21 protein-coding genes are annotated in these 20,277 nt (G+C 70.6%); 16 read left to right on the top strand and 5 right to left on the bottom strand.

What is annotated here, in order from left to right:
- Positions 1 to 58 precede the first annotated feature (58 nt).
- A complete protein-coding gene (locus tag GON04_RS05105; RefSeq protein ID WP_338050894.1) occupies positions 59 to 277 on the top strand; it encodes a hypothetical protein in 219 nt (72 codons plus the stop codon).
- A gap of 164 nt (positions 278 to 441) precedes the next feature.
- A complete protein-coding gene (locus GON04_RS05100) occupies positions 442 to 1,422 on the top strand; it encodes a Bug family tripartite tricarboxylate transporter substrate binding protein (protein WP_157396867.1) in 981 nt (326 codons plus the stop codon).
- A gap of 24 nt (positions 1,423 to 1,446) precedes the next feature.
- Here the strand turns inward: GON04_RS05100 and GON04_RS05095 are convergent, their stop codons facing one another.
- Positions 1,447 to 2,376, bottom strand: coding sequence for a LysR family transcriptional regulator (locus GON04_RS05095; protein ID WP_181653898.1), 930 nt, complete (start codon positions 2,374 to 2,376; stop codon positions 1,447 to 1,449).
- A gap of 129 nt (positions 2,377 to 2,505) precedes the next feature.
- On the opposite strand from GON04_RS05095, the gene GON04_RS05090 reads away from it, so the two are divergent.
- The 8 genes from GON04_RS05090 (at position 2,506) to GON04_RS05055 (ending at position 10,153) form a co-directional block, all read left to right on the top strand.
- Positions 2,506 to 3,486, top strand: coding sequence for a tripartite tricarboxylate transporter substrate-binding protein (locus GON04_RS05090; protein WP_157396865.1), 981 nt, complete (start codon positions 2,506 to 2,508; stop codon positions 3,484 to 3,486).
- Positions 3,487 to 3,493: 7 nt separating this feature from the next.
- Positions 3,494 to 4,438: an amidohydrolase family protein gene (locus GON04_RS05085; RefSeq protein ID WP_157396864.1), complete on the top strand. Its 945-nt coding sequence runs from the start codon at positions 3,494 to 3,496 to the stop codon at positions 4,436 to 4,438.
- Positions 4,439 to 4,591: 153 nt separating this feature from the next.
- Entirely contained in the window at positions 4,592 to 5,428 is an 837-nt protein-coding gene (locus tag GON04_RS05080) for an IclR family transcriptional regulator (protein WP_157396863.1), read from the top strand.
- Positions 5,428 to 6,804, top strand: coding sequence for an acyclic terpene utilization AtuA family protein (locus tag GON04_RS05075; RefSeq protein WP_157396862.1), 1,377 nt, complete (start codon positions 5,428 to 5,430; stop codon positions 6,802 to 6,804). Before GON04_RS05080 ends, GON04_RS05075 begins: the two co-directional genes overlap by 1 nt.
- The gene (locus GON04_RS05070) at positions 6,804 to 7,121 is read left to right on the top strand and encodes an AtuA-related protein (protein ID WP_157396861.1); all 318 of its coding nucleotides are present in this window, start codon (positions 6,804 to 6,806) and stop codon (positions 7,119 to 7,121) included. Before GON04_RS05075 ends, GON04_RS05070 begins: the two co-directional genes overlap by 1 nt.
- 8 nt (positions 7,122 to 7,129) lie before the next feature.
- On the top strand, positions 7,130 to 8,044 hold the full coding sequence (locus GON04_RS05065; protein ID WP_157396860.1) for an SMP-30/gluconolactonase/LRE family protein: 915 nt from the start codon (positions 7,130 to 7,132) through the stop codon (positions 8,042 to 8,044).
- 28 nt (positions 8,045 to 8,072) lie between these two features.
- On the top strand, positions 8,073 to 9,038 hold the full coding sequence (locus tag GON04_RS05060; RefSeq protein ID WP_157396859.1) for a Bug family tripartite tricarboxylate transporter substrate binding protein: 966 nt from the start codon (positions 8,073 to 8,075) through the stop codon (positions 9,036 to 9,038).
- On the top strand, positions 9,038 to 10,153 hold the full coding sequence (locus GON04_RS05055) for an SDR family oxidoreductase (protein ID WP_157396858.1): 1,116 nt from the start codon (positions 9,038 to 9,040) through the stop codon (positions 10,151 to 10,153). The genes GON04_RS05060 and GON04_RS05055 overlap by 1 nt, the downstream gene beginning before the upstream one ends.
- A gap of 49 nt (positions 10,154 to 10,202) precedes the next feature.
- On the opposite strand, the gene GON04_RS05050 is transcribed toward GON04_RS05055, so the two are convergent.
- Positions 10,203 to 11,138, bottom strand: a complete 936-nt coding sequence (locus GON04_RS05050) for a LysR substrate-binding domain-containing protein (RefSeq protein ID WP_157396857.1) — start codon at positions 11,136 to 11,138, stop codon at positions 10,203 to 10,205.
- Between the two features lie 166 nt (positions 11,139 to 11,304).
- On the opposite strand from GON04_RS05050, the gene GON04_RS05045 reads away from it, so the two are divergent.
- From GON04_RS05045 to GON04_RS05035, 3 genes are read left to right on the top strand one after another with little or no spacing between them, the layout of a single operon-like run.
- Positions 11,305 to 12,288, top strand: a complete 984-nt coding sequence (locus GON04_RS05045; protein WP_157396856.1) for a Bug family tripartite tricarboxylate transporter substrate binding protein — start codon at positions 11,305 to 11,307, stop codon at positions 12,286 to 12,288.
- Positions 12,288 to 13,280 (top strand): NAD(P)-dependent oxidoreductase, encoded by a 993-nt coding sequence (locus tag GON04_RS05040; RefSeq protein ID WP_157396855.1) that lies wholly within the window; start codon positions 12,288 to 12,290, stop codon positions 13,278 to 13,280. The genes GON04_RS05045 and GON04_RS05040 overlap by 1 nt, the downstream gene beginning before the upstream one ends.
- Entirely contained in the window at positions 13,277 to 14,278 is a 1,002-nt protein-coding gene (locus GON04_RS05035; RefSeq protein ID WP_157396854.1) for a Bug family tripartite tricarboxylate transporter substrate binding protein, read from the top strand. Before GON04_RS05040 ends, GON04_RS05035 begins: the two co-directional genes overlap by 4 nt.
- A 49-nt stretch (positions 14,279 to 14,327) precedes the next feature.
- Here GON04_RS05035 and GON04_RS05030 read toward each other — a convergent pair whose 3' ends face one another.
- The 3 genes from GON04_RS05030 to GON04_RS05020 form a co-directional block, all read right to left on the bottom strand.
- Complete coding sequence (locus tag GON04_RS05030; protein ID WP_157396853.1) at positions 14,328 to 14,672, bottom strand: AtuA-related protein; 345 nt, start codon at positions 14,670 to 14,672, stop codon at positions 14,328 to 14,330.
- Positions 14,672 to 16,057 carry an acyclic terpene utilization AtuA family protein gene (locus GON04_RS05025; RefSeq protein WP_157396852.1) on the bottom strand — a complete coding sequence of 462 codons (1,386 nt, stop codon included), beginning with the start codon at positions 16,055 to 16,057 and terminating at the stop codon, positions 14,672 to 14,674. Before GON04_RS05025 ends, GON04_RS05030 begins: the two co-directional genes overlap by 1 nt.
- 140 nt (positions 16,058 to 16,197) lie before the next feature.
- On the bottom strand, positions 16,198 to 17,121 hold the full coding sequence (locus tag GON04_RS05020; protein ID WP_338050893.1) for a LysR family transcriptional regulator: 924 nt from the start codon (positions 17,119 to 17,121) through the stop codon (positions 16,198 to 16,200).
- A gap of 187 nt (positions 17,122 to 17,308) precedes the next feature.
- On the opposite strand from GON04_RS05020, the gene GON04_RS05015 reads away from it, so the two are divergent.
- Genes GON04_RS05015 through GON04_RS05005 form a run of 3 tightly spaced genes read left to right on the top strand, consistent with a single transcriptional unit; the run spans position 17,309 to position 20,277 of the window.
- The gene (locus GON04_RS05015; protein WP_181653897.1) at positions 17,309 to 18,466 is read left to right on the top strand and encodes an acyl-CoA dehydrogenase family protein; all 1,158 of its coding nucleotides are present in this window, start codon (positions 17,309 to 17,311) and stop codon (positions 18,464 to 18,466) included.
- A gap of 11 nt (positions 18,467 to 18,477) precedes the next feature.
- Positions 18,478 to 19,476, top strand: a complete 999-nt coding sequence (locus tag GON04_RS05010) for an acyl-CoA dehydrogenase family protein (protein WP_157396850.1) — start codon at positions 18,478 to 18,480, stop codon at positions 19,474 to 19,476.
- A 12-nt stretch (positions 19,477 to 19,488) separates the two neighbouring features.
- Positions 19,489 to 20,277, top strand: a complete 789-nt coding sequence (locus tag GON04_RS05005; protein WP_157396849.1) for a crotonase/enoyl-CoA hydratase family protein — start codon at positions 19,489 to 19,491, stop codon at positions 20,275 to 20,277.

Genomic DNA, 20,277 nt, shown 5'->3' with positions numbered 1-20,277 from the left:
CATCACTGACCTTTCCCTTCCCCTTCGCCTCCCCACACATGCAGCCGACGCCCCGCTGGTGCTGGGCAAGTACCTCATCTCACCGCTGATCAAGGTGCTCGAGAACGGCTGGTTCGCTTGCGCCGTGTCGATCCGCTCGGGCAAGGGGCAAAGCTCGACCGATCGCGTGCTCCGGTTCACGCGGCTCTTCCGCGACCACGGTTCGGCCGCCGACTACGCGCGCAGCGAAGGCTCGCAGTGGATCGGCGCGGTGTCGACGGCGTCCCGGCCGGTCTGAACGCGACAGCGCCGGCGACCTGACCTCCCTGCCCGATCGGGAGGTGGAACGGCGGCGCGCTCGCCGGGATGATGGCGGTCCCCTGGTCTGGGCCGATCGGCCGTCTTGTTGCTGCAGGCGCGTCCCGGGGGCTCGCCCACGGATCCAGCCGCAGGAGATGACGCATGAAGGTCCAGCTCCCCACCCTGGTCGCCTCGATGGCGATCGTCCTGGCGACCGCCCAGGCTCATGCCCAGTCGTCGCGATACCCGGACCGGCCGGTGAAGGTCGTCGTCGCCTTCGCACCGGGGGGCAACAACGATGTGCCCGTGCGCATCGTCACCGTGAAGCTGGGCGAGCTGTGGAACGTCCCGGTCATCGTGGACAACCGCGCCGGTGCCGGCGGCATCGTCGGCACGGACTTCGTCGCCAAGGCGGCCGCGGACGGCTACACGCTCCTGAACTGCAACAGCGCGACGCACGGCGCGAATCCGGCGCTGCACAAGAAGCTGCCTTACGACGCCGTCAACAGCTTCTCGGCCGTGGCCCTGATCGGCTCGGCGCCCAACGTCGTCCTGGTGCCCTCCAACTCGCCCATCAGGAGGATGCAGGACCTTCTCGAGCAGGCCAAGGCATCGCCCGGCAAGCTGGCCGTGGGGACGGCCGGCATCGGTTCGACCCAGCACTTCTCGCTCGAGTTGCTCAAGACGATGACCAGCACGACCATCGCCCATCTGCCCTATCGGGGCGGTTCGCTGGCGTTGTCCGATGTCATGGCGGGCCAGGTGCCCGCCGCCATCACCGGTCTGCCGACGGCGCTGTCGGCCATCAAGGCGGGCAAGGTGCGTGCGCTGGCGGTCACCTCGGCCGAGCGATCCAGGCACCTCCCGGACCTGCCGACCGTGGCGGAGTCGGGCGTGGCGGGGTACGACGTGACCACGTGGACGGGACTGTGCGCCCCCGCCGGAACGCCGCGCCCCATCCTCGAGCAGCTGGACGCCGACGTGCGCCGCGCGCTGGATGCGCCCGACACGCGCCAGAAACTCCTGGATGCCGGTGTCGAACCGACCTACGTCCCGGCGGACCGGCTGGCCAGCCTGATCGCCAATGAAGTGGCCCGGTTCTCGAAGATCGTGACAGCTGCGGGCATCGTTCCCGAGCAGTAGTCAGCCATAGCCGGCAAGGCCGCCTCAACGGCCGCCACGCCGCGGATGCACGTGGAAGAAGGGGGCGAGCTGCGAGCCGCCCAGGGCGGCAATCAATCCGTCGGCGAAGGACTGGGCGTGCGCGGCCAGGCTGCTGTGGGGCGACCAGAGCAGGTCGAGGCTCAGGTGCGGGGCGTTGCGGATCGGCTTGGCCACCAGGCCCAACTGCGGCGCGTACAGGGTGCAGAGAGCATCCAGGACGGCGACACAGCCGCCGTCACGGACGAACGCGCAGGCCGTCGAGTAATGCATCACCTCGACCGAGGGGGCGTGGACCGCGCCCGTGTCCTCCAGCAGCCGCGCCGTCGCACCGCCGACGGTGAACTGCCGGCCGAGCGAGACGTAGTTCTCGCGCGCGATGTCGCCGGCCTCCACCGCCTCGCGTCCGGCGAACGGGTGCGCCGCATCGACCACGCAGTAGAGGGGCAGGGCGCAGAGCCGCAAGCAGCCCGGACCGGAGCTGCCCGCTTCGCGGGTGACGATGCCGAAGTCGACGCGCCCCTCGGCCACCATGCTCTCGATTTCCAGCGACATGGCGGTCCGCACGGAGACCAGCGCGGCGGGGAGGCTCTCGCGCAGCTGGCGCACGCCGCCGGGAAGGATGGTCGCCGCGGCGGGCGCGACGCTTCCGATCACCACCCGCTGCGGCGCATCGGCGCGCAGCGATTCGGTCAGGCGTGACACGCTGTCCAGCGCCGCCAGGGCGTTGGCGATCTCGGGCAGCAGGGCGCGGCCCTTGGCGGTGAACGTCAGCCGGCGCTTCTCGCGATCGAACAGCGCGAAGCCGAGCCGCTCCTCCAGTTCCCGCAGCAGTGCGCTGGCTGCGGGCTGGGTCATGGCGATGCGTTCCGCGGCGGCGGTCACGGACCCGGTCCGGCTCACTTCCCACAGGAGCCGCAGCTCGCGCGGCCTCATACCTTGCTTCATATGAAGTCAGTCAGAAAACCAATTTGACGGCCGCGCCGCCGGGCTGGAACACTCACACCGGCCGTCATGGAAGACATTGCAGCAGCGCATCAGAGGAATGGAGACACGATGATCCCGGTGAGACGACGAATCGCGGCAGTGATGCTGCCGGTGGCAGCGGCGCTGGCGGCAGCCGCCTTGCCCATGCAGGCGATGGCCCAGGGCGGCTTCCCGTCGCGGCCGATCCGGCTCGTGGTCGGCGCGCCGCCCGGCGGCGGCCCGGACAACGTGGCGCGCATTCTCGCCCAGGCCATGAACCTGGGCCAGCCGGTCATGGTCGAGAACCGCACCGGGGCCTCGTCGCTGATCGCGGCCGAAGTGGTGGCCAAGGCGCCGGCCGACGGCTACACCGTGCTGATCGCCAGCCAGACCATCCTGGCCGTCGCGCCCATCCTCGCCAAGACCAAGAGCTTCGACCCGCAGAAGGATTTCACCGGTGTCGCCATGATCGGCACCGCGCCGCTGGTGCTGGTGGCCGGGCCGGCGCTGTCCGTCGGGACCGTGCCGGAGATCATCGCCCTGGCCAAGTCCAGGCCGGGCGCGCTGGACTACGGCAACGGCGGCGTGGGCACGACGCCCTACATGGCCGGCGCGCTGTTCTCGGTGATGACGGGCGGCAAGTTGAACAGCATTCCCTACCCCGGCGAGCAGGCGGCCATGACGGACATCATCGCGGGCCGCGTGCCCATGATGTTCGCCAACGCCTCGGCCGCCATGCCCCACGTGCGGTCGGGCCGCCTGCGCGGGATCGCGGTCACCAGCCCGAAGCGCGTCGACATCGCCCAGGGGCTGCCGACGGTGGCCGAGTCGGGCGTTCCCGGTTTCGAGATCGGCACCTGGCTGGGCATCATCGCGCCCGCCGCCACGCCCAGGGACGTCGTCGACAAGCTCAATGCGGAACTGCGCCGCGTGCTCGCCACGCCGCAGGTCAAGGAGAAGCTGCTGGCGCAGGGTTACCTGCTGGAGGACCAGACGCCCGAGCAGTTCAATGCCTACATCCGCCAGGAGTACGCCAAGTGGAGCAAGCTGATCACGGACGCCAACATCAAGGCGGAGTGACCGCTCGATGAAGGACTACAACTACCGCGTGCGTGCGGCCCAGCCGGGCGACAAGCCAGTGCTGGGGGCCTTCCATGGCCGCCCCGGTTTCGAGGTGCCGAAAGACGCCTGCGATTGCCACCTGCACATCTTCGGCCCGCGCGAGCGCTACCCGCTGGCGGACGACCGGACATTCGCCCCGGGGCTGGCGAGCGTCGAGGACGTCGTGGCGCTGCACGACCGCATCGGCATCTCGCGGCTGGTCATCGTCCAGGCCAGTCCGCAGGGCTTCGACAATGCCTGCGTGCTCGATGCCCTGGAACAGCTGCACGGCATGGGCCGGCAGGCGCGCGCCGTGGCAGTGGTCCGCGAGGCCACGCCGGCGAGCGAACTGCAGGCCCTGCATCGCGCCGGCGTGCGAGGCCTGCGGGTCAACCTGCAGTCGTACGGCCGCACCGACCCCCGGGGCGCCGAGCAGGGGATCCGGACCGCGGCGGCGCTCGCCGCCGGCATGGGCTGGCATGTGCAGACCTACACCACGCTGCCGGTCATCGCCGCGCTGCGCGGGGTGATCCGCGAGTTGCCGGTGCCCCTGGTCGTCGACCACTTCGGGCTGGCGGATCCGGCGGCGGGCGAGCACCAGCCCGGGCTGGCCGACCTGCTGGCGCTGGTGCAGGGCGGACACGTGTACGTCAAGCTGTCGGCGCCGTATCGCATCCTCGACCGGGCCGACGGACAGGACGGCCAGTGGCTCGCCCGCGCCCTGATCGACGCCAACCCCGAGCGCATGCTGTGGGGGACCGACTGGCCGCACACCGGGCCGTTTCCGGGCCGGCCGCGGGAGCGCGAGGGAACCGACCCCTTCCATCCGGTGGACGACGGCGCCCAGCTGGACATCTTCGGGCGCTGGACCAGTGCCGCGGAACGCCAGCGCATCCTGGTCGACAACCCCGGCCGGCTGTACGACTTCTGACGCGAAGTCCGTGAGGCGGCCGCGACCCTGCGCGCCTGCCAGCTGACGACACCTGAGCTGCGGGCCCGCGGGGCCTGCGCCGCGCCAGGGTAAACCCGAAGTGAAATCCCAGTATTTGGAAATCTACCGAGTTTTCCAATAGACTGGATTTCGATGGAACTGCAGGACCACGTCGACGACGACCTTCCCGCTGGCGCGGATGAATCGGCGTCCAGCATCGCCAAGGCCGTCGACGTCCTGGCGTTGTTCGGTCCGTCGACGTCCACCTTGCGGGTCGAGCACATCGCCGCGCGTCTGGGCTACACCCGTTCGACCGCCTACCGCTACGTGCGTGAACTCTGCGCCGCCGGCTTGCTCGCATCGCGGCCCGAGGGCCGGTATTCGCTCGGGCCGCGCATCGTCGAACTCGAACGGCTGCTGCGCATCACCGACCCGCTGTACCAGGCTGGCGCGACCGTGCTGGCGCCCTTGCGCGCCGACGACTGCGTGTACCAGTTGCAGGAGCTCTCGCGCGAGGACCAGGTGCTGTGCATCTACAAGAAGGGTCCGGACGAACTGCGGTACGAGGGCAAGTCGTATGTCCTCAACCGGGAGCGCGGCCTGCCGTTTCCGCTCTTCCGGGGCGCGGGTTCGCTGGCCTTGCTGGCGCACCTGTCGCCCGAGCGGATCCGCCGCACCTACCTGTCGAGTGCGGACCAGATCGCGCGTGCGGGGCTGGGCAGGAGCTGGGACGATTTCCGCGCCGCGATGGCGACGGTTCGCAAGCGCGGCTACGCGTTGAGCCGCCGGGCGGATGCGAAACATCTCGTCGGCATTGCCGTGCCCATCCTGCTCGGTGCCGAGCGGCGCGTGATCGGCAGTCTCGACTATGTCATTGCGCGCGGCGACCTGGACGAGGCCGCTGCCAGCGAACTGGCATCCACGATGGCCGCAGTGGCCGCCGACATCGCGCGCGAATACGAGCGCATCAGCAGGAACACGGAGACTTGATGACGCCAGCATCACGGAACGGCAACAGCGTGCGCATCGGCGTGGGCGCCGGCATGGCAGACGACCGCATCGCGCCGGGCGTTCAGCTGCTACAGACGAGCGAACTCGACTACCTCGTCTGCGAATGCCTCGCCGAGCGGACCATCGCGCGCGAGCAGCTCAACCGCCGCCGGGCGCCGGACGGCGGCTACACGCCGATGCTCGAGGAGCGCGTGCGCGCGTTCGCGCCCCTGTGCCGCGACAAGGGCGTGCGCCTGGTGAGCAACATGGGCGCGGCCAATCCGCTGGGGGCGGCGAAGGCGGCGCGCCGCGTCGCCGCCGAAGTGGGTGTCCAGGACCTGCGCTGTGCCGCGGTGACCGGCGACGATGTCACGGAACTGCTGCGCTCGCATCCCGAGCTGCGGCTGCTCGAGGCCGGCGCCCCGCTCGAGACCCTGCTGCCCCGCATGGCGTCGGCCAATGCCTATCTCGGCGCCGACGTCGTGCGCGACGCACTCGCGACCGGGGCCGAGTTCGTCCTCACCGGGCGCGTGGCCGACCCCTCGCTGTTCCTCGGCGTCGCCATGTTCCACCACGGCTGGTCCTACGACGACCTGCCCATGCTCGCTGCCGGCACCATGACCGGTCACCTGCTCGAATGCTCCGTGCAGGTGACGGGCGGCTACTTCGCCGACCCCGGCCGCAAGGACGTGCCGCGCCTGGCCGAACTCGCGTATCCCTTCGCCGACGTCGGACGCGACGGCAGCATCGTGATCGGCAAGCCCGCCGGTTCGGGCGGGCGCCTCGACCGCATGACGTGCACCGAGCAGGCGCTCTACGAGATCCACGATCCGGCCCGCTACATCACCCCCGATTGCGTGCTGGACATCACGGGCCTAGCCTTCGAGGAGCTCGGTCCCGACCAGGTGCGGGTGCGCGGGCAGCGCGCGTCCGCGCGGACCGACACGCTCAAGGTGGTGGTCGGCTACACGGACGGCTGGATCGGCTCCGGCGAGGTCGCCTATGCGGGCATCAACGCGATCGGGCGTGCGCGGCTCGCTGCGGACGTCGTCAAGGAGCGCTTCCGCCTCGACGGCGGCAAGGCCGACGAGATCCAGGTCGACCTGATCGGGATGACGGCCCTGCACGGCGACACGGGCCGGGCGCAGGACCGCCCCGAGCCGTACGAGGTGCGCCTGCGGGTCGCCGCGCGCTGCCCCGACCGCAAGAGCGCGGACCTGATCGGCGACCACGTGCGCCAGCTGAACATGCAAGGCCCGTACGCGGCCGGCGGCCCGGTGAATCTCGGCGCGCGCGAAGTGATCGCCGTCGATGCCGTGCTGATCCCGCGCTCCTGGGTGAAGCCGCAGGTCGTCGTGCTCGGGGGGGACCAGTGATGACGAGCACCCGGGTGCACGACCTCGCCCACGCGCGCTCCGGCGACAAGGGCAACACCTCGAACGTGGCCGTGATCGCTTACGACGACGCCGGCTGGCAGCGGATCCGCCAGCACCTGACGGCGGAACGCGTGATGGCCGCCTATGCGCATCTCGCCCAGGGCCCGGTCACGCGGTACGAGGTGCCGAACCTGCGCGCACTGAACTTCGTGATCGAGAAGGCACTGGCCGGCGGCGTGACGCGTTCGCTGCGCCTGGACCCGCACGGCAAGACACTGAGCGCGATCGTGCTCGGCATCGAACTCCCGGACGACTGAGCAGCACCATGTTTCCACCCGCCGAGATCCTGACCACCGAAGTCTTCGCCCGGCTGCCGCCGGCGTTGCACCAGACCGACCGGCCATCGCAATGGCTGACCGACCGGCACGTGAAGATGCATTCCTTCCTGGAAGGGCCGTCGTTCGACCGCGAGGGCAACCTGTGGTGCGTCGACCTCGCGCACGGCCGGCTGCTGCGCGTGACGCCGGCGGGCGAGTTCGAGGTCATGCTGCAGTACGACGGCGAGCCCAACGGGCTGAAGATCCACCGCGACGGCCGTGTGTTCGTGGCCGACCACCGGCACGGCCTGATGGTGCACGTGCCCGGGTCGGGCCGCATCGACCTCCTGATGGGCAACGTCCGCCGCGAGGGGCTCAAGGGGTTGAACGACCTCTATTTCGCGTCCAATGGCGACCTCTACTTCACCGACCAGGGCGAGAGCGCGCTGGAAGACCCTTCCGGCCGCGTCCTGCGCCTGCGCGCCGACGGCAAGACCGTCGACCTGCTGATGTCCGGGCTCGCGGGGCCGAACGGGCTCGTGCTCGACGAGGCGCGCAAGATCCTGTACGTCGCCGTCACGCGCGAGAACGCCATCTTCAGCCTGCCCATCGAGCCGGACTACGGCGGCATGAAGAAGGCCGGCCGCTTCATCCAGCTGTCCGGTGCCACGGGACCCGACGGCCTGGCTCTCGACGAAGCCGGGAACCTGGTCGTCGTGCACGCGGGGGCAGGAACCGCATGGGTGTTCAGCCGCATCGGCGAGCCGCTGTACCGCATCCGCTCGAACGCCGGCATCCGCACCACCAACGTCGCCTATGGCGGCGACGACCGCCGCACGCTGTACATGACGGAATCCGAACAGGGCGCGATCCTGCGCGTGCGCCTGCCGGTGGCGGGACGTGCCATGTATTCGCACTCGTGACCGGGGGCATCCCCATCCAGGAGACACCATGAAACTGACCCGCCGAATCGCCTGCCTGCTCCTCGCGGCCGGCATCGCGCCGCTCGCCGCCGCGCAGGACTATCCGAACAAGCCGATCCGCCTGATCTCCAACTACGGCGCGGGCAGCTCGATCGACATCATTGCGCGCCTGGTCGCCAAGCCGCTGTCGGAGCAGCTGGGCCAGCCGGTCGTCGTCGAGAACAAGCCGGGCGCCGGCGGCGACCTCGGCACCGACTTCGTGGCCAAGGCGCCGAAGGACGGCTACACGATCGGGTTCGCCTCGCCGGGTCCGCTGGTGTTCAACCCGATGATGCGCAAGAGCATGCCTTTCGCGCCGGGCGACGTGACGCCGGTGATCCTGCTCGCCACGGGTCCGAACGTGGTCCTCGTCAATTCGGACGTGCCGGCCAGGACGCTGTCCGAACTGATCGCCTACATCAAGGCCAACCCGGGCAAGGTGAGCTACGCGTCCGCGGGCAACGGCACGAGCGGGCACCTGGCGGGAGAGCTGTTCCGCTATCTCACCAAGACAGACATCCTGCACGTCCCCTACAAGGGCAACGCCGAAGCCGTGACCGACGTCCTCGCTGGCCGCGTGCAGGTGCTGTTCAGCGGCGTGCCGCCGATCCGCGCGCACGTCGAGAGCGGCAAGCTGCGTGCGATCGCCATTGCGGACGCCAAGCGCGCCAAGCAGCTCCCGGGTGTGCCCACCGTGGCGGAGGCCGGCTTGCCGGGCGCCGAGTCCGGCGCGTGGTACGGCATCCTGGCGCCCGCCGGAACGCCCGGGCCGGTCCTCGATCGCCTCCAGGCAGAGCTCGCGAAGGTGGTGCAGCGTCCCGAGGTCCGCGCGCAATTCGACCAGCTCGGCATCGATGCGTCCGGCCTGTCGCGGGCCGAGTTCGAGAAGATGATCGCCGGCGAATTCGCGCGCTGGAAGCCGCTGTTCGCCAGCACGAAGATCACGGCGGACTGATGGCCGGGACCGTCCTCGTTGTCGGGGCCAGCGGCCTCATCGGAACGGCGGCCGTCGATGCGTTTCTCGATGCCGGCTGGGATGTCGTGGCGGTGTCCCGGCGCAAGCCGGAGGTGTTCAGTACGCGCGCGTTCACGCACCTGCCGGTCGACCTGCAGGACGAGCAAGCCTGCCAGGAAGCGTTCGGGCAGCTCGGCGGCGTCACGCACGTGGTCTACACGGCCGTCTACGAGATGCCGGGGCTCATCCCGGGCTGGACCGACCCGCGGCAGATGGAAACCAACCGGCGGATGCTGCGCAACGTCGTCGAGCCCTTGTCCAGGGTCGCGCGGCTGGAGCACTTCACCTTGCTGCAGGGGACCAAGGCCTACGGCATCCAGCCGACGAAGGTCGGCGACGCGGTCAAGCTGAGCCCGATGCGCATCCCGGCCAGGGAGCGCCATCCGCGCGTGGACCATGCGAACTTCTACTGGCTGCAGGAGGACTACATCCGCGAGAAGGCGGCGCAGGTGGGCTTCGCCTGGACCATCTTCCGGCCGACGATCGTGATCGGGCCGAACGTCGGCGTCGCGATGAACACGATTCCGGTCATCGGCGTCTATGCCGCGCTGTGCCGCGAAGAAGGCGTGCCGTTCGCCTATCCGGGCCACCTGGCCTTCGTGCGCGAAGCCGTGGACGTGCGCCTCATCGCGCGGGCCTGCGTCTGGGCGACCCACACCAAGGCCGCGCACGGCGAGCACTTCAATCTCACCAACGGCGAGGTGTTCGCATGGCGCGACCTGTGGCCTGCGCTGGCCGAGTTCCTGGGCGTCGAGCCCGGCCCCGACCGGCCGGCGAAGCTGGCCGAGCATCTACCCAGCCGCGCGGCCGTGTGGGACCGGATCGTCGACAAGCACGGGCTGCGCAAGCTGTCGATGGCGCAGATCCTCGGCGAGTCGCACCACTCCGCCGACCTGCGGTTCGGCTATGGCCTGAAGGAGCCGCCGCCGCCCGTGTTCGTCAGCACGGTGAAGATCAAGCAGGCCGGTTTCACCGAGACCTTCGACACCGAAGTCGCGGTGAAGCATTGGCTGGGCGTGCTGATGGACCGCCGAATCATCCCGAAGCGGGCGTGATGGCGATCGGCGGGCCGGGGTTGCGCCAGCCGCAGGGCCCGGGGGCGGCTCAGTCCCGCTTCTTCGCGACCTTGCGCACGCACTGCATGAACTCCAGGGTGGTGGTCGTGAGCCGCCGGCCGCGCAGGGTGATCATCCCCACGGGTGGAAGGTCCACGGGCACCTTCACGCGAAGGGTCCGCACCACGCCGAGGCGTTCGAAGTGGCGCCCGACGGATGCCGCCATGAAGGCAACGGCATCGCGTTCGTGCAGGAACGTCAGCTGCGCCAGGAACGAGGCCGTCTCGACAATGTCGACCGGCGGTTGCAGGCCATGCTTGAAGAACTGCTGCTCGAGCTTGACCCGCAACGACGCCCAGGGAGGCGGGACCACGCACGGGTGGTTGGCCAGGCTGGGCCAGGTGACCCGGGCCTGGCCGGCCAGGGGATGGTTCGGCTGCGTGACGGCCACCATGGGTTCCTTGTGGAGCGCCTCGGTCACGAGGTCGGGCGACGCGTAGCCCGGCTCGAGCCGCCCCACGAACAGGTCCACTTCGCCGAGCCTCAGCTTGGGCAGCAACTGGGTGAGGTCGCCTTCTTCCACCAGCACGGTGGCCTGCGCCGCGCTGCGCTTGAGCATTTCCACCGCCGGCCCGACCAGGGTCGGAAGGGACACCACCATCGAGCCCACCCGCGTGCGGCCGGCAGCACCGCTCTGCTCGGCCGAGATTTCATCCCGCGTTCGCTCATAGTCGGCCAGCACGCTGCGTGCGAAGCGAACGAAGGAGAGCCCGGCGGCCGTCGGCTCGGTGCCCCGGGTGGAGCGGTCGAACAGCGTCAGCTCCAGCATGCTCTCGACCTCACCGAGCATGCGGGACACCGCCGGCTGGCTGACCGCCAGGAACTCGGCCGTCCGCCCCAGGTGCCGGAACTGGTCGAGGGCCACCACCAGCTGCAGGTGGCGCAGCTTGATGTTGGACCGGAGCACGCGATCGATCTGGGCCATGCCGCCATCATAGTTAACGCCCGCTGCATGAAGTCATTCGCAATCTGGATTTGTCTGTTATGGAGCCGCCATGAACAATCTTCGCCAGGGCGGCGGTTCGTGCCCTGGCACCTGGGGCCGTGAGCAAGGCCCGGGGGCCCCGACGAAGAACGACAGGAGACGGCACATGAGTTTCGATCGCGCGACGCGGCGTCAGGCCTTCACGTGCCTCGCCGGCGTGGCGCTGGCGGCCAGCGGCCTGGCGCAGGCGCAGACGGCAACCGAGCGCACCCTGCGCATCGTCGTGCCGTTCGCGCCCGGCGGCGGCTCCGACGTCCTGGCCCGCCTGATCCAGCTCAGGCTCGCCGAGAGCCTGAAGATGCCGGTGCTCATCGACAACCGGCCGGGCGCCGGCGGAACGCTCGGCGCGGCGGCGGTGGCGAAGTCCGCGCCGGACGGCAGCGTCGTCCTGCTCGCGGATGCGAGCGTCGCGACGATCTCTCCGTCGCTCTACCAGAAGCTGCCGTACACGGCCCGGGACCTGGTGCCGGTCACGAGCCTGGCGCAGTTCGCCAATGTGCTGGTGGCCCCCACGCGGCTGCCCGCGAACACGCTGGCCGAACTGGTCGCGCAGCAGAAGGCGCGGCCGTCGCCGCTGTCGATCGCATCGAGCGGCAACGGCACCAGCACCCACCTCACCGCGGAACTGTTCAAGGCCGCCACCGGCCTGCCCATCACGCACGTGCCGTACAAGGGCGCCGGCCCGGCGATCAACGACACGGCCGGCGGCCAGGTCGACCTGCTGTTCACCGGCTACGCGACGGTCTCGCAGTTGATCCGGAGCGGCCGGTTGAAGGCGCTGGCCGTGACCTCGCTGCAGCGGTTGCCCGAGTTGCCGCAGGTTCCCACCGTGGCCGAGAGCGGCTTTCCCGGCTTCGAGTCCTGGATTTCGCAGGCCGTCTTCGCCCCCGCCGGAACGCCGCGCGACACGGTCCACAAGCTCCATTCGGCCATCGCCGCCGTGCTTCGCCAACCCGACGTCGTCGAGCGCATGCGGGGCCTGGGGCTGGAGCCGTTCGGCAATCCGCCCGAGGAATTCGCTGCCTGGATCGACGCACAGTCGCGCCTGTGGGCGGGCGTCATCCGCGATGCGAACGTGAAGCCGGATTGATGGGCGCGTTCACGGTCCTCGTCACGGCGCCGGCCCTGGCCGGGGAGGCGCAGCAGATCCTGCGGGAAGCCGGCGCCAGCATCGAGTTCATGCAGGAGCCCATCGACGAGGAAGCGCTGCTGCGCCGCTTTCGTGCCGGCCCCGTCGATGCGGTGGTGCTGCGGGGCTCGCGGCCGTTCACGGCACGCGTGCTCGAGGCGGCGCGCGGCCTGAAGGTGATCGCCAAGAACGGCGCCGGCATCGACAGCGTCGACCTTGCGGCCGCGCAGCGGCTCGACGTGGCGGTGGCGGTCGCCGCCGGTGCCAACGCCGATGCGGTGGCCGAGCACGCGTTGGCCCTCATGCTGTCCCTCGTGCGCGAGCTGCCGGCACTCGACCGCAAGGTCCGGGCGGGCGGCTGGGAGGGAGCGGGCTGGCAGGGGCGCGATTTCCGCGGCTCGGTGGTCGGCATCGTCGGCTACGGAGCGATCGGGCGCGCGACCGCGAACCTGGCCGCAGCCCTCGGCGCACGGGTGGTCGTGCTGCGGCGCTCGGGCGACGCCGATGCCTTCCCGTGCGAGCGCGACCTCGAAGCGTTGCTGCCGCGCGTCGACATCCTGAGCCTGCATTGCCCCCTGACCGACGCGACGCGAGGACTCATCGGGGTTCGCGAACTGGCGCGCATGCAGAAGGGCTCGCTGCTGGTCAACACCGCGCGCGGCGCGGTGGTCGACGAAGCGGCGCTGGTGGAGGCCCTGCGCAGCGGCCATCTCGCCGGCGCGGGCCTCGACACTTTCGCCACCGAGCCGCTGCCCGCCGGCAGCCCACTGCGCGAACTGGCCAACGTGATCCTGACGCCGCACATCGCGGGCGTCACGCGCCAGTCGGCGCTGCGCGTGGCGACCACCACCGCGCGCAACGTGGTCGACGTGATGGCCGGGCGCGCCCTGCCGGCCCACAACCGGATCGCCGGCCCCGTGCAAGCTTCCATACCCACCAGGAGACACCCATGAACCACCAGCTTCCGTCCCGGGCGCGCCGCCGCGTCCTCGCCACCGCGTGTGCGGCGTTCGCACTCGCCGCCGCACCGTGGCAGGCCGCGCAGGCGCAGTCCACCTTCCCGGGCAAGACGATCACCTTCGTCGTGCCGTATCCGGCGGGCGGCGCGAACGACATGCTCGGCCGCCTGATCGGCCAGAAGATGGGCGAGGCCCTGGGCACGACGGCACTCATCGACAACAAGCCCGGCGCGGGCGCGCTGCTGGGTGCCGGCATCGTCGCGCGCGCACCGGCCGACGGCAACACCCTCCTGGTCGGCGGCCTGGCCACGCACGCGGCCAGCCCCAACCTGCTCAAGGCCGACTACGACCCCCTTACGGCCTTCGAGCCGGTCGGCATGATCGGCCGGGCGCCCATCATCGCGATCACGTTCAACGAGTCGCCGTACAAGACGCTCAAGGACGTGGTCGACGCCGCGCGCAAGGATTCGCAGGCCGTGATGTACGGCTCGTCCGGAAACGGCTCGCCGCTGCACCTGGCCGGCGAGCAGTTCATGTCGGTCGCAAAGATCCAGATGACGCACGTGCCCTACAAGGGCGGCAACGCGCACATCATGGATCTCATCGGCGGCCGCGTGCCGGTGATCTTCGACACGGCGACCAACGCCATGCCGCTGGTCAAGTCCGGCAAGGTGCGTGCGCTGGCCGTGGGCATGCCGTCCCGCCTGCCGGACCTGCCGAACGTCCCGACCTTCGCCGAGGCGGGCTTTCCCCAGTTCGAGTTCACCGCCTGGTATGCGCTGTTCGCCCCGGCGAAGACGCCCAAGGACGTCACCGCCAAGCTGTCGGCCGCGCTGGCGCGGTCGCTCAAGCAGCCCGAGGTCGTGAGCAAGCTCGGCGACGTCGGCGTGACCGTGGCCGACGGCGATGCCGCGGCGCTGGCCAGGTTCGTGCCGGTCGAATACGAGCGTGTCGGCCAGTTGATCCGCGTCGCGAAGATCAAGGCCGACTGACGCGCCTGCGGGCGCGCCGTGCCGGCGGCACGCGCGCTCGGCCGTGCCCTCAGCCGCGCAGCAGCGGCTGCAGGTCGGCCGGCACCTGCACCGGCAGTTCCAGCAGCAGGAACGACAGCGTCTTGCCGTGCGAGTCGAGGTTCAGCGCCTCGTTCACCCCGCCGTCGAGCAGGCCGTCGACCACGAAGTTCATCGCCTGCAGCTGGGGCAGCAGGAAGCGCTGCACGCGCTGCGGCGCGCGCCAGCGGAACTGCCGCAGCACCGCCTCTTCGGTGACCTGGCTGGTGAGCAGCGGCCACAACGCCGGCTCCCAGGCGATCACGCTGATGTTGGAGCGGTCGCCCTTGTCGCCGGTGCGGCCATGGGCGAGGCGCCAGAGCGGAAAGCTGTCCATCACTGGTCTCCTTCGCCGGCCAGGTGAAAGGCCGGCGTGACGCGCTCACGCGGCACATAGCACGACAGGTTGTTCAGCCGCGGCGTGAGCGCGGTGCGGACGCCGCCGCCGGCCGCCGGTCCGCAGGTGTACAGCGCCGTGACCTCGCGCACCAGCCGCTGCGCCTCGCGCTTGTCCGGGTGCGCGGCCGCCGCGCGCAGCCGCGCGTCGCGCGGCCCCGTGCCGGAGCCCGGGGAGGGCAGGGCGGCGAGCGTGCGGCCGGCGTCGTCGCCGAACACGCTGCTCACTCCGATCACGTCATAGCGCACAGCCAGGGTCGGCAGGCGCTTGCGCAGCACGTCGGCCGCGAGGCGCGCGCGGTCCGCGGCGCGCGGGCCGGCATAGGAGATCTCGCCCTCGGCCAGCCAGCCGCCATCGTGGAAGACGTTCACCTTGAGCGTCGCCGGCCGCGCGTGGCCGCGCACCCCGCGCAGTGCGACGGTGTTCTCGCCGACCGCCTCGACCTGCGCCTGTGTGATGTCCGCGACCACATCCGGCGTGAGGTACGCCGCCGGGTCGTGCACTTCATAGAGCAGTTGCTCCTTCACCGTGGCGAGGTTCACCATGCCGCCGGTGCCGTCGGCCTTGCCCACGATGCACGAGCCGTCCTCGAACAGCTCCACCACCGGGAACCCCACCGCGTGCAGGTCCGGCACGTCCTTCAGGCCGGGGTCGGCGAAGTAGCCGCCGGTGACCTGGGCGCCGCATTCGAGCAGGTGGCCGGCCATGGTGCCGCCGGCCAGCCGGTCCCAGTCGTCGTCGCGCCAGCCGAAGTGCGCCATCGCCGGTCCGAGTGCGAGCGCGGGGTCGGCGACACGGCCCGCGACGACGATCTGCGCCCCGGCCTGGAACGCATCGGCGATCGGACGGGCACCGAGGTACGCGTTGGCGCTCAGCACCTGCAGGTTGTCCAGTTCCGGACCCGCGTGTTCGCGCAGCAAGGCCGCGTGCTCCGGCGACGAGAGGTCGTCACCCGTGATCACCGCGATGCGCGGCACCGGCAGGCCCAGCCGCCTGGCGAGCGCGTGGATCGCCTGCGCCGCGCCCGGCGGGTTGGCCGCGCCGAAATTGCCGACGATGCCGATGCCATGCTCCAGGCAGCGTGCCAGCACCGGCTCCAGCAGGTCTTCGAGCAGCAGCTCGTAGCCGGCCGACGGATCCTTGCTGCGGCGCAGCTGCGCCAGCGCGAGCGTGCGCTCGGCCAGCGTCTCGAACATCAGGTAGGCACGGGCGCCGGGGCGCTGCCGCAGGCGCGTGACCAGCGTGTCCACGACGGGACCGGCCGCATCCGTCCGGTCGCCGGAAAAGCCGGCGCCGCAGCCGATGAACAAGGGGGGTGGTGCCATGCCTGTCTCCTGGTAGCCGCGAGTAGTCGCGCGCGGAGTCCACCTGGTGCAGCAGCACGCGCCATGCATTGTCCAGGATCTGCTGCTCGACGATGGTGCCCGGCGTCGCGGCTGCGGCGGTCTGTTCGACCGGACCCGCGTCAGTCGCCCACCGGGAATTCCCGCGCCGCGATCGCGCGCAACGCGGCCACGGTGGGATGCGCCGGCTGCGGCCGGTAAGCCAGCGCCAGGCCGATCGGGCGGTCTTCGCGCAGGTCCTCCAGCGCCCGGAAGGCGATCAGTTCGCTGGGCGGCTGCTGCACGACGCCGGGAACCAGCGCGATGCCCAGGCCGGTCTCGACCAGGGTGAGCACGGTGCGCACCTGCACCGCTTCCTGCGCCGCGCGCGGCACGAAGCCGGCCCGCTGGCAGGCCATCATGCACACGCTGCGCATGCCTTCGGCCTGCAGCGCGTCGTACAGGATGAACGGCTCCTGCGCCAGGTCCGCCAGGCGCAGCGACTTCTTCGACGCGAGCCGGTGCCCCCTGGGCAGCGCCGCCACCAGCGTGTCGCGCTGCAGGATCTGGAATTCGGCGCCCATCGGCTTGAGCACCGGCGTCCACAGGAAGCCGGCGTCGATGTCGCCCGTGGCCAGCGCCTGCACGATGCCCATGGACGAGCCTTCGCGCAGTAAAAGTTCCAGTTTCGGCAGTTCGGCGCGCAGGCACGGCACCAGGCGTTGCAGCACGCCATGCGTCGCGGAGCCGGTGAAGCCGATGCGCAGCACGCCGGCGCGGCCGTTCTCGGCCAATGTCGCCATTTCGGCGAAGGCTTCGGCGTGCTGCAGGATCTGCTGCGCCTCGACCAGCACGGCGCGGCCGCTGCGCGACAGCTGCACGCCCTTGGCGTCGCGCTCGAACAGGCGCACGCCCAGTTCCGCTTCCAGTTTCTGGATCGATACGGTCAGCGGCGGCTGTGTCATGTGCAGCAGCTGGGCAGCCTTGCGGTAGTTGAGCGTCTCGGCCAGCACGACGAAGTGCCGGATGCGGCGCAGGTCCAGGGTGCGCAGGGCGGGGGTGGTCACGATTCGATCGAGGTATCACTGCCCGATGAATCGGTATTGGACGGGGGCGATGGCGGCCCCTATCGTCCGAGCGTCGGGCCTGCAGCCCGCCTCATCAGGAGACAACCATGATACGCAACCAGCCGCGCCTCGCCGCGTGGCCGCCCGGGAACGCACCCACGGCGGCGCACAGAACGGAGGGGCTCGCGTGAGCGCCCTCGACTCGTTGCACCTGACGGCGATCCCGCCGGAAGCCGAAGCCCTGCGCGCGCAGGTGCGTGCCTTCCTGCAGGACGCGGTCACCCGGATCCCGGCCCACGTCCGCGCCCGCTCGTGGGGCGGCTACGACAGCAACCTCAGCCGTGAACTGGGCCAGCGCGGCTTCCTCGGCCTGACGCTGCCGAAGGAATACGGCGGCGGCGGACGCACGCCGTTCGACCGGTACGTGGTCGTGGAGGAGTTCCTCAACTTCGGCGCGCCGGTCGGCTCGCACTGGATCGCCGAGCGCCAGAGCGCGCCGCTGATCCTGAAGTACGGCAGCGAGGAGCAGAAGCGCAGCTTCATTCCCGCCATCTGCCGGGGCGAGATGTATTTCTGCATCGGCATGAGCGAGCCGAATGCCGGGTCGGACCTGGCCAGCGTGAAGACGCGCGCCACCCGCAATGACAAGGGCTGGGTGCTCAACGGCCAGAAGATCTGGACCACCAACGCGCACAACTGCCACTGCATGATCGCGCTGGTGCGCACCTCGGGCACGGGCGAGGACCGGCAGAAGGGCCTGTCGCAGGTGATCGTGGACCTGAAGCTGCCCGGCGTGACCGTGCGGCCGATCACCGACCTGTCCGGCGACTCGCACTTCTGCGAGGTGTTCTTCGACAACGTGCAGCTGGCAGCGGATGCCGTGCTGGGGCGCGAAGGTGATGGCTGGGAGCAGGTGATGTCCGAGCTCGCGTTCGAGCGCAGCGGCCCCGAGCGCCTCTTCTCCAGCATCGTGCTGTTCGACGAATGGCTGGCCTACGTGAGGACGCCGCAGGGCCGCACGCCCGAGTCGGTGCGCCTCGCGGGGCGGATCATCGCGCAGCTCGCCCCGTTGCGCGCCATGTCGGTGGCGGTGACCGGCAAGCTGGCACGCGGTGACAGCCCGGTCGTGGAAGCGGCCCTCGTCAAGGACCTGGGCACCGGGGTGGAGCAGTCCATTCCGGCGCTGATCGCGGACGACCTGTTCCGCCGCCCCGCGCACGAGGTTCCGCTGGAGCTGTTGCGCACTTTGAACTACGTTACGCAGGCGGCGCCGTCGTTCTCGCTGCGCGGCGGCACGCGCGACATCCTGCGCGGCATGATCGCCCGCGGCCTCGGCCTGCGCTGAAAGGACTCGAGATGGATGACCTTCTCTCCGATGCCCTGCGGCAGCTGCTGCAGGACCAGTGCACGCCGCAGCTCGTGCGCGCGGTGGAATCCGGGCAGTCGCCCGCCGGCCTGTGGGCCCAGCTGGAGGAATCCGGGTTTGCCGACGCACTGGTGCCCGAGGACCAGGGCGGTGCCGGGCTCGCGCTGTCCGACGTCTTCCCGCTGCTGGCCCTGTGCGGCTCGCAGGCCGTGCCCGTGCCGCTCGCGCACACCATGCTGGCCCGCGCGCTGCTCGCGCAGGCGGGCGTGGACCGACCGCAGGGCAGCATCGCGATCGCCTCGGTGACGTCGCGCCAGGCCGGCGGCGTCCGCTGTGCCTTCACATCCTTCGGCCGCGTGGCCGACTGGGTGCTGACCGCGATCGATGGGGCAACGGTGCTGCTGCCAACGGCGCAGGCGGCGAGCGAGCCCGGCGTCTTTGCGCTGGATGCCAGCCTGCAATGGACCGAGGCGGCGCTGTCGCGCGCACGCCAGGTCCCGGGCGCGCACGACCTGGAGGCCCTGCAGGCCTGCGCGGCGGCGGCGCAGCTGTCGGGCGCCCTCATGGACACCTTCCACCGGACGCTGCAGTACGCCAACGAGCGGCAGCAGTTCGGCCGCCCGATCGGCAAGTTCCAGGCCATCCAGCACCAGCTGAGCGTGATGGCGGAGCACGCGTTCGCAGCGCGGATGGCCGCCCAGATGGGCTGCCACAGTGCCACGGCGGCGCCGGACCGGCTGCGCGTGGCGGTCGCCAAGGCGCGCACCAGCGAGGCCGCGCTGGAGGTGGCGGGGCTGGCGCACTCGATCCATGGGGCGATCGGCTTCACCGCCGAATTCGACCTGCAGCTGTACACGCGCCGCCTGCATGCGTGGCGCCAGGCCGCGGGGTCCGAGTCGTACTGGCAGGAGGTGCTGGGCGAGGAACTGGTGGACCGCCGCGACGGCCTGGCCCTCGACCTGGTGCGCGCCACCACCGATGTTGACTGAGGAGACAGACGAATGGGCTTCCTGAAGAAGACGCGCGAAGGCGCCATCCTGGTCCTGACCATGAGCCAGCCGGAGACGCGCAACGCGCTCACCGGCAACACGGCGGCCGAGGAGTTCGTGGCCACCTGCGCCGAGGTGCAGGCCGACCGCAGCATCCGCGCGGTGATCATCACGGGCGAAGGCCCGGTGTTCAGCAGCGGCGGCAACGTCAAGGACATGCAGAAGTACTTCCAGCAGCAGCTGTCGCCGGAGACGATCCGCGAGGAGTACCGCCAGGGCATCCAGCGCATCCCCAGGGCGCTCTACCACCTGGACGTGCCGGTCATCGCGGCAGTGAACGGCCCCGCCATCGGCGCCGGCTGCGACCTCACGTGCATGTGCGACATCCGCATCGCCAGCGACAAGGCCACGTTCGCCGAGAGCTTCGTCAAGGTCGGCATCGTGCCGGGCGACGGCGGGGCCTGGCTGCTGCCGCGCGCGGTGGGCCTGTCCAAGGCGTCCGAGATGGCGTTCACCGGCGAGGCGCTGGACGCGCAGCAGGCCCTGGACTGCGGGCTCGTGTCGCGCGTCGTCCCGGCCGCGGAGCTGATGGATGCCGCGCTGGCGCTGGCCCGCAGGATCGCCGCCAACCCCGGCGGCGTGCTGCGCATGACCAAGCGGCTGATCCGCGAAGGACAGCAGTCCTCGCTGGAGTCGCTGCTGGAGATCTCTGCCTCCTACCAGGCCATCGCGCACATGGAACCCGACCACCACGAGGCCGTGAAGGCCTTCGTGGAAAAGCGCGCCCCCAAATTCTCCTGA

Origin of the sequence: Ramlibacter pinisoli (assembly GCF_009758015.1) — a bacterium.
GTDB lineage: Bacteria > Pseudomonadota > Gammaproteobacteria > Burkholderiales > Burkholderiaceae_C > Ramlibacter > Ramlibacter pinisoli.
The sequence above is the reverse complement of the archived record's forward strand: the minus strand, read 5'-3'. Positions and strand labels throughout refer to the sequence as shown.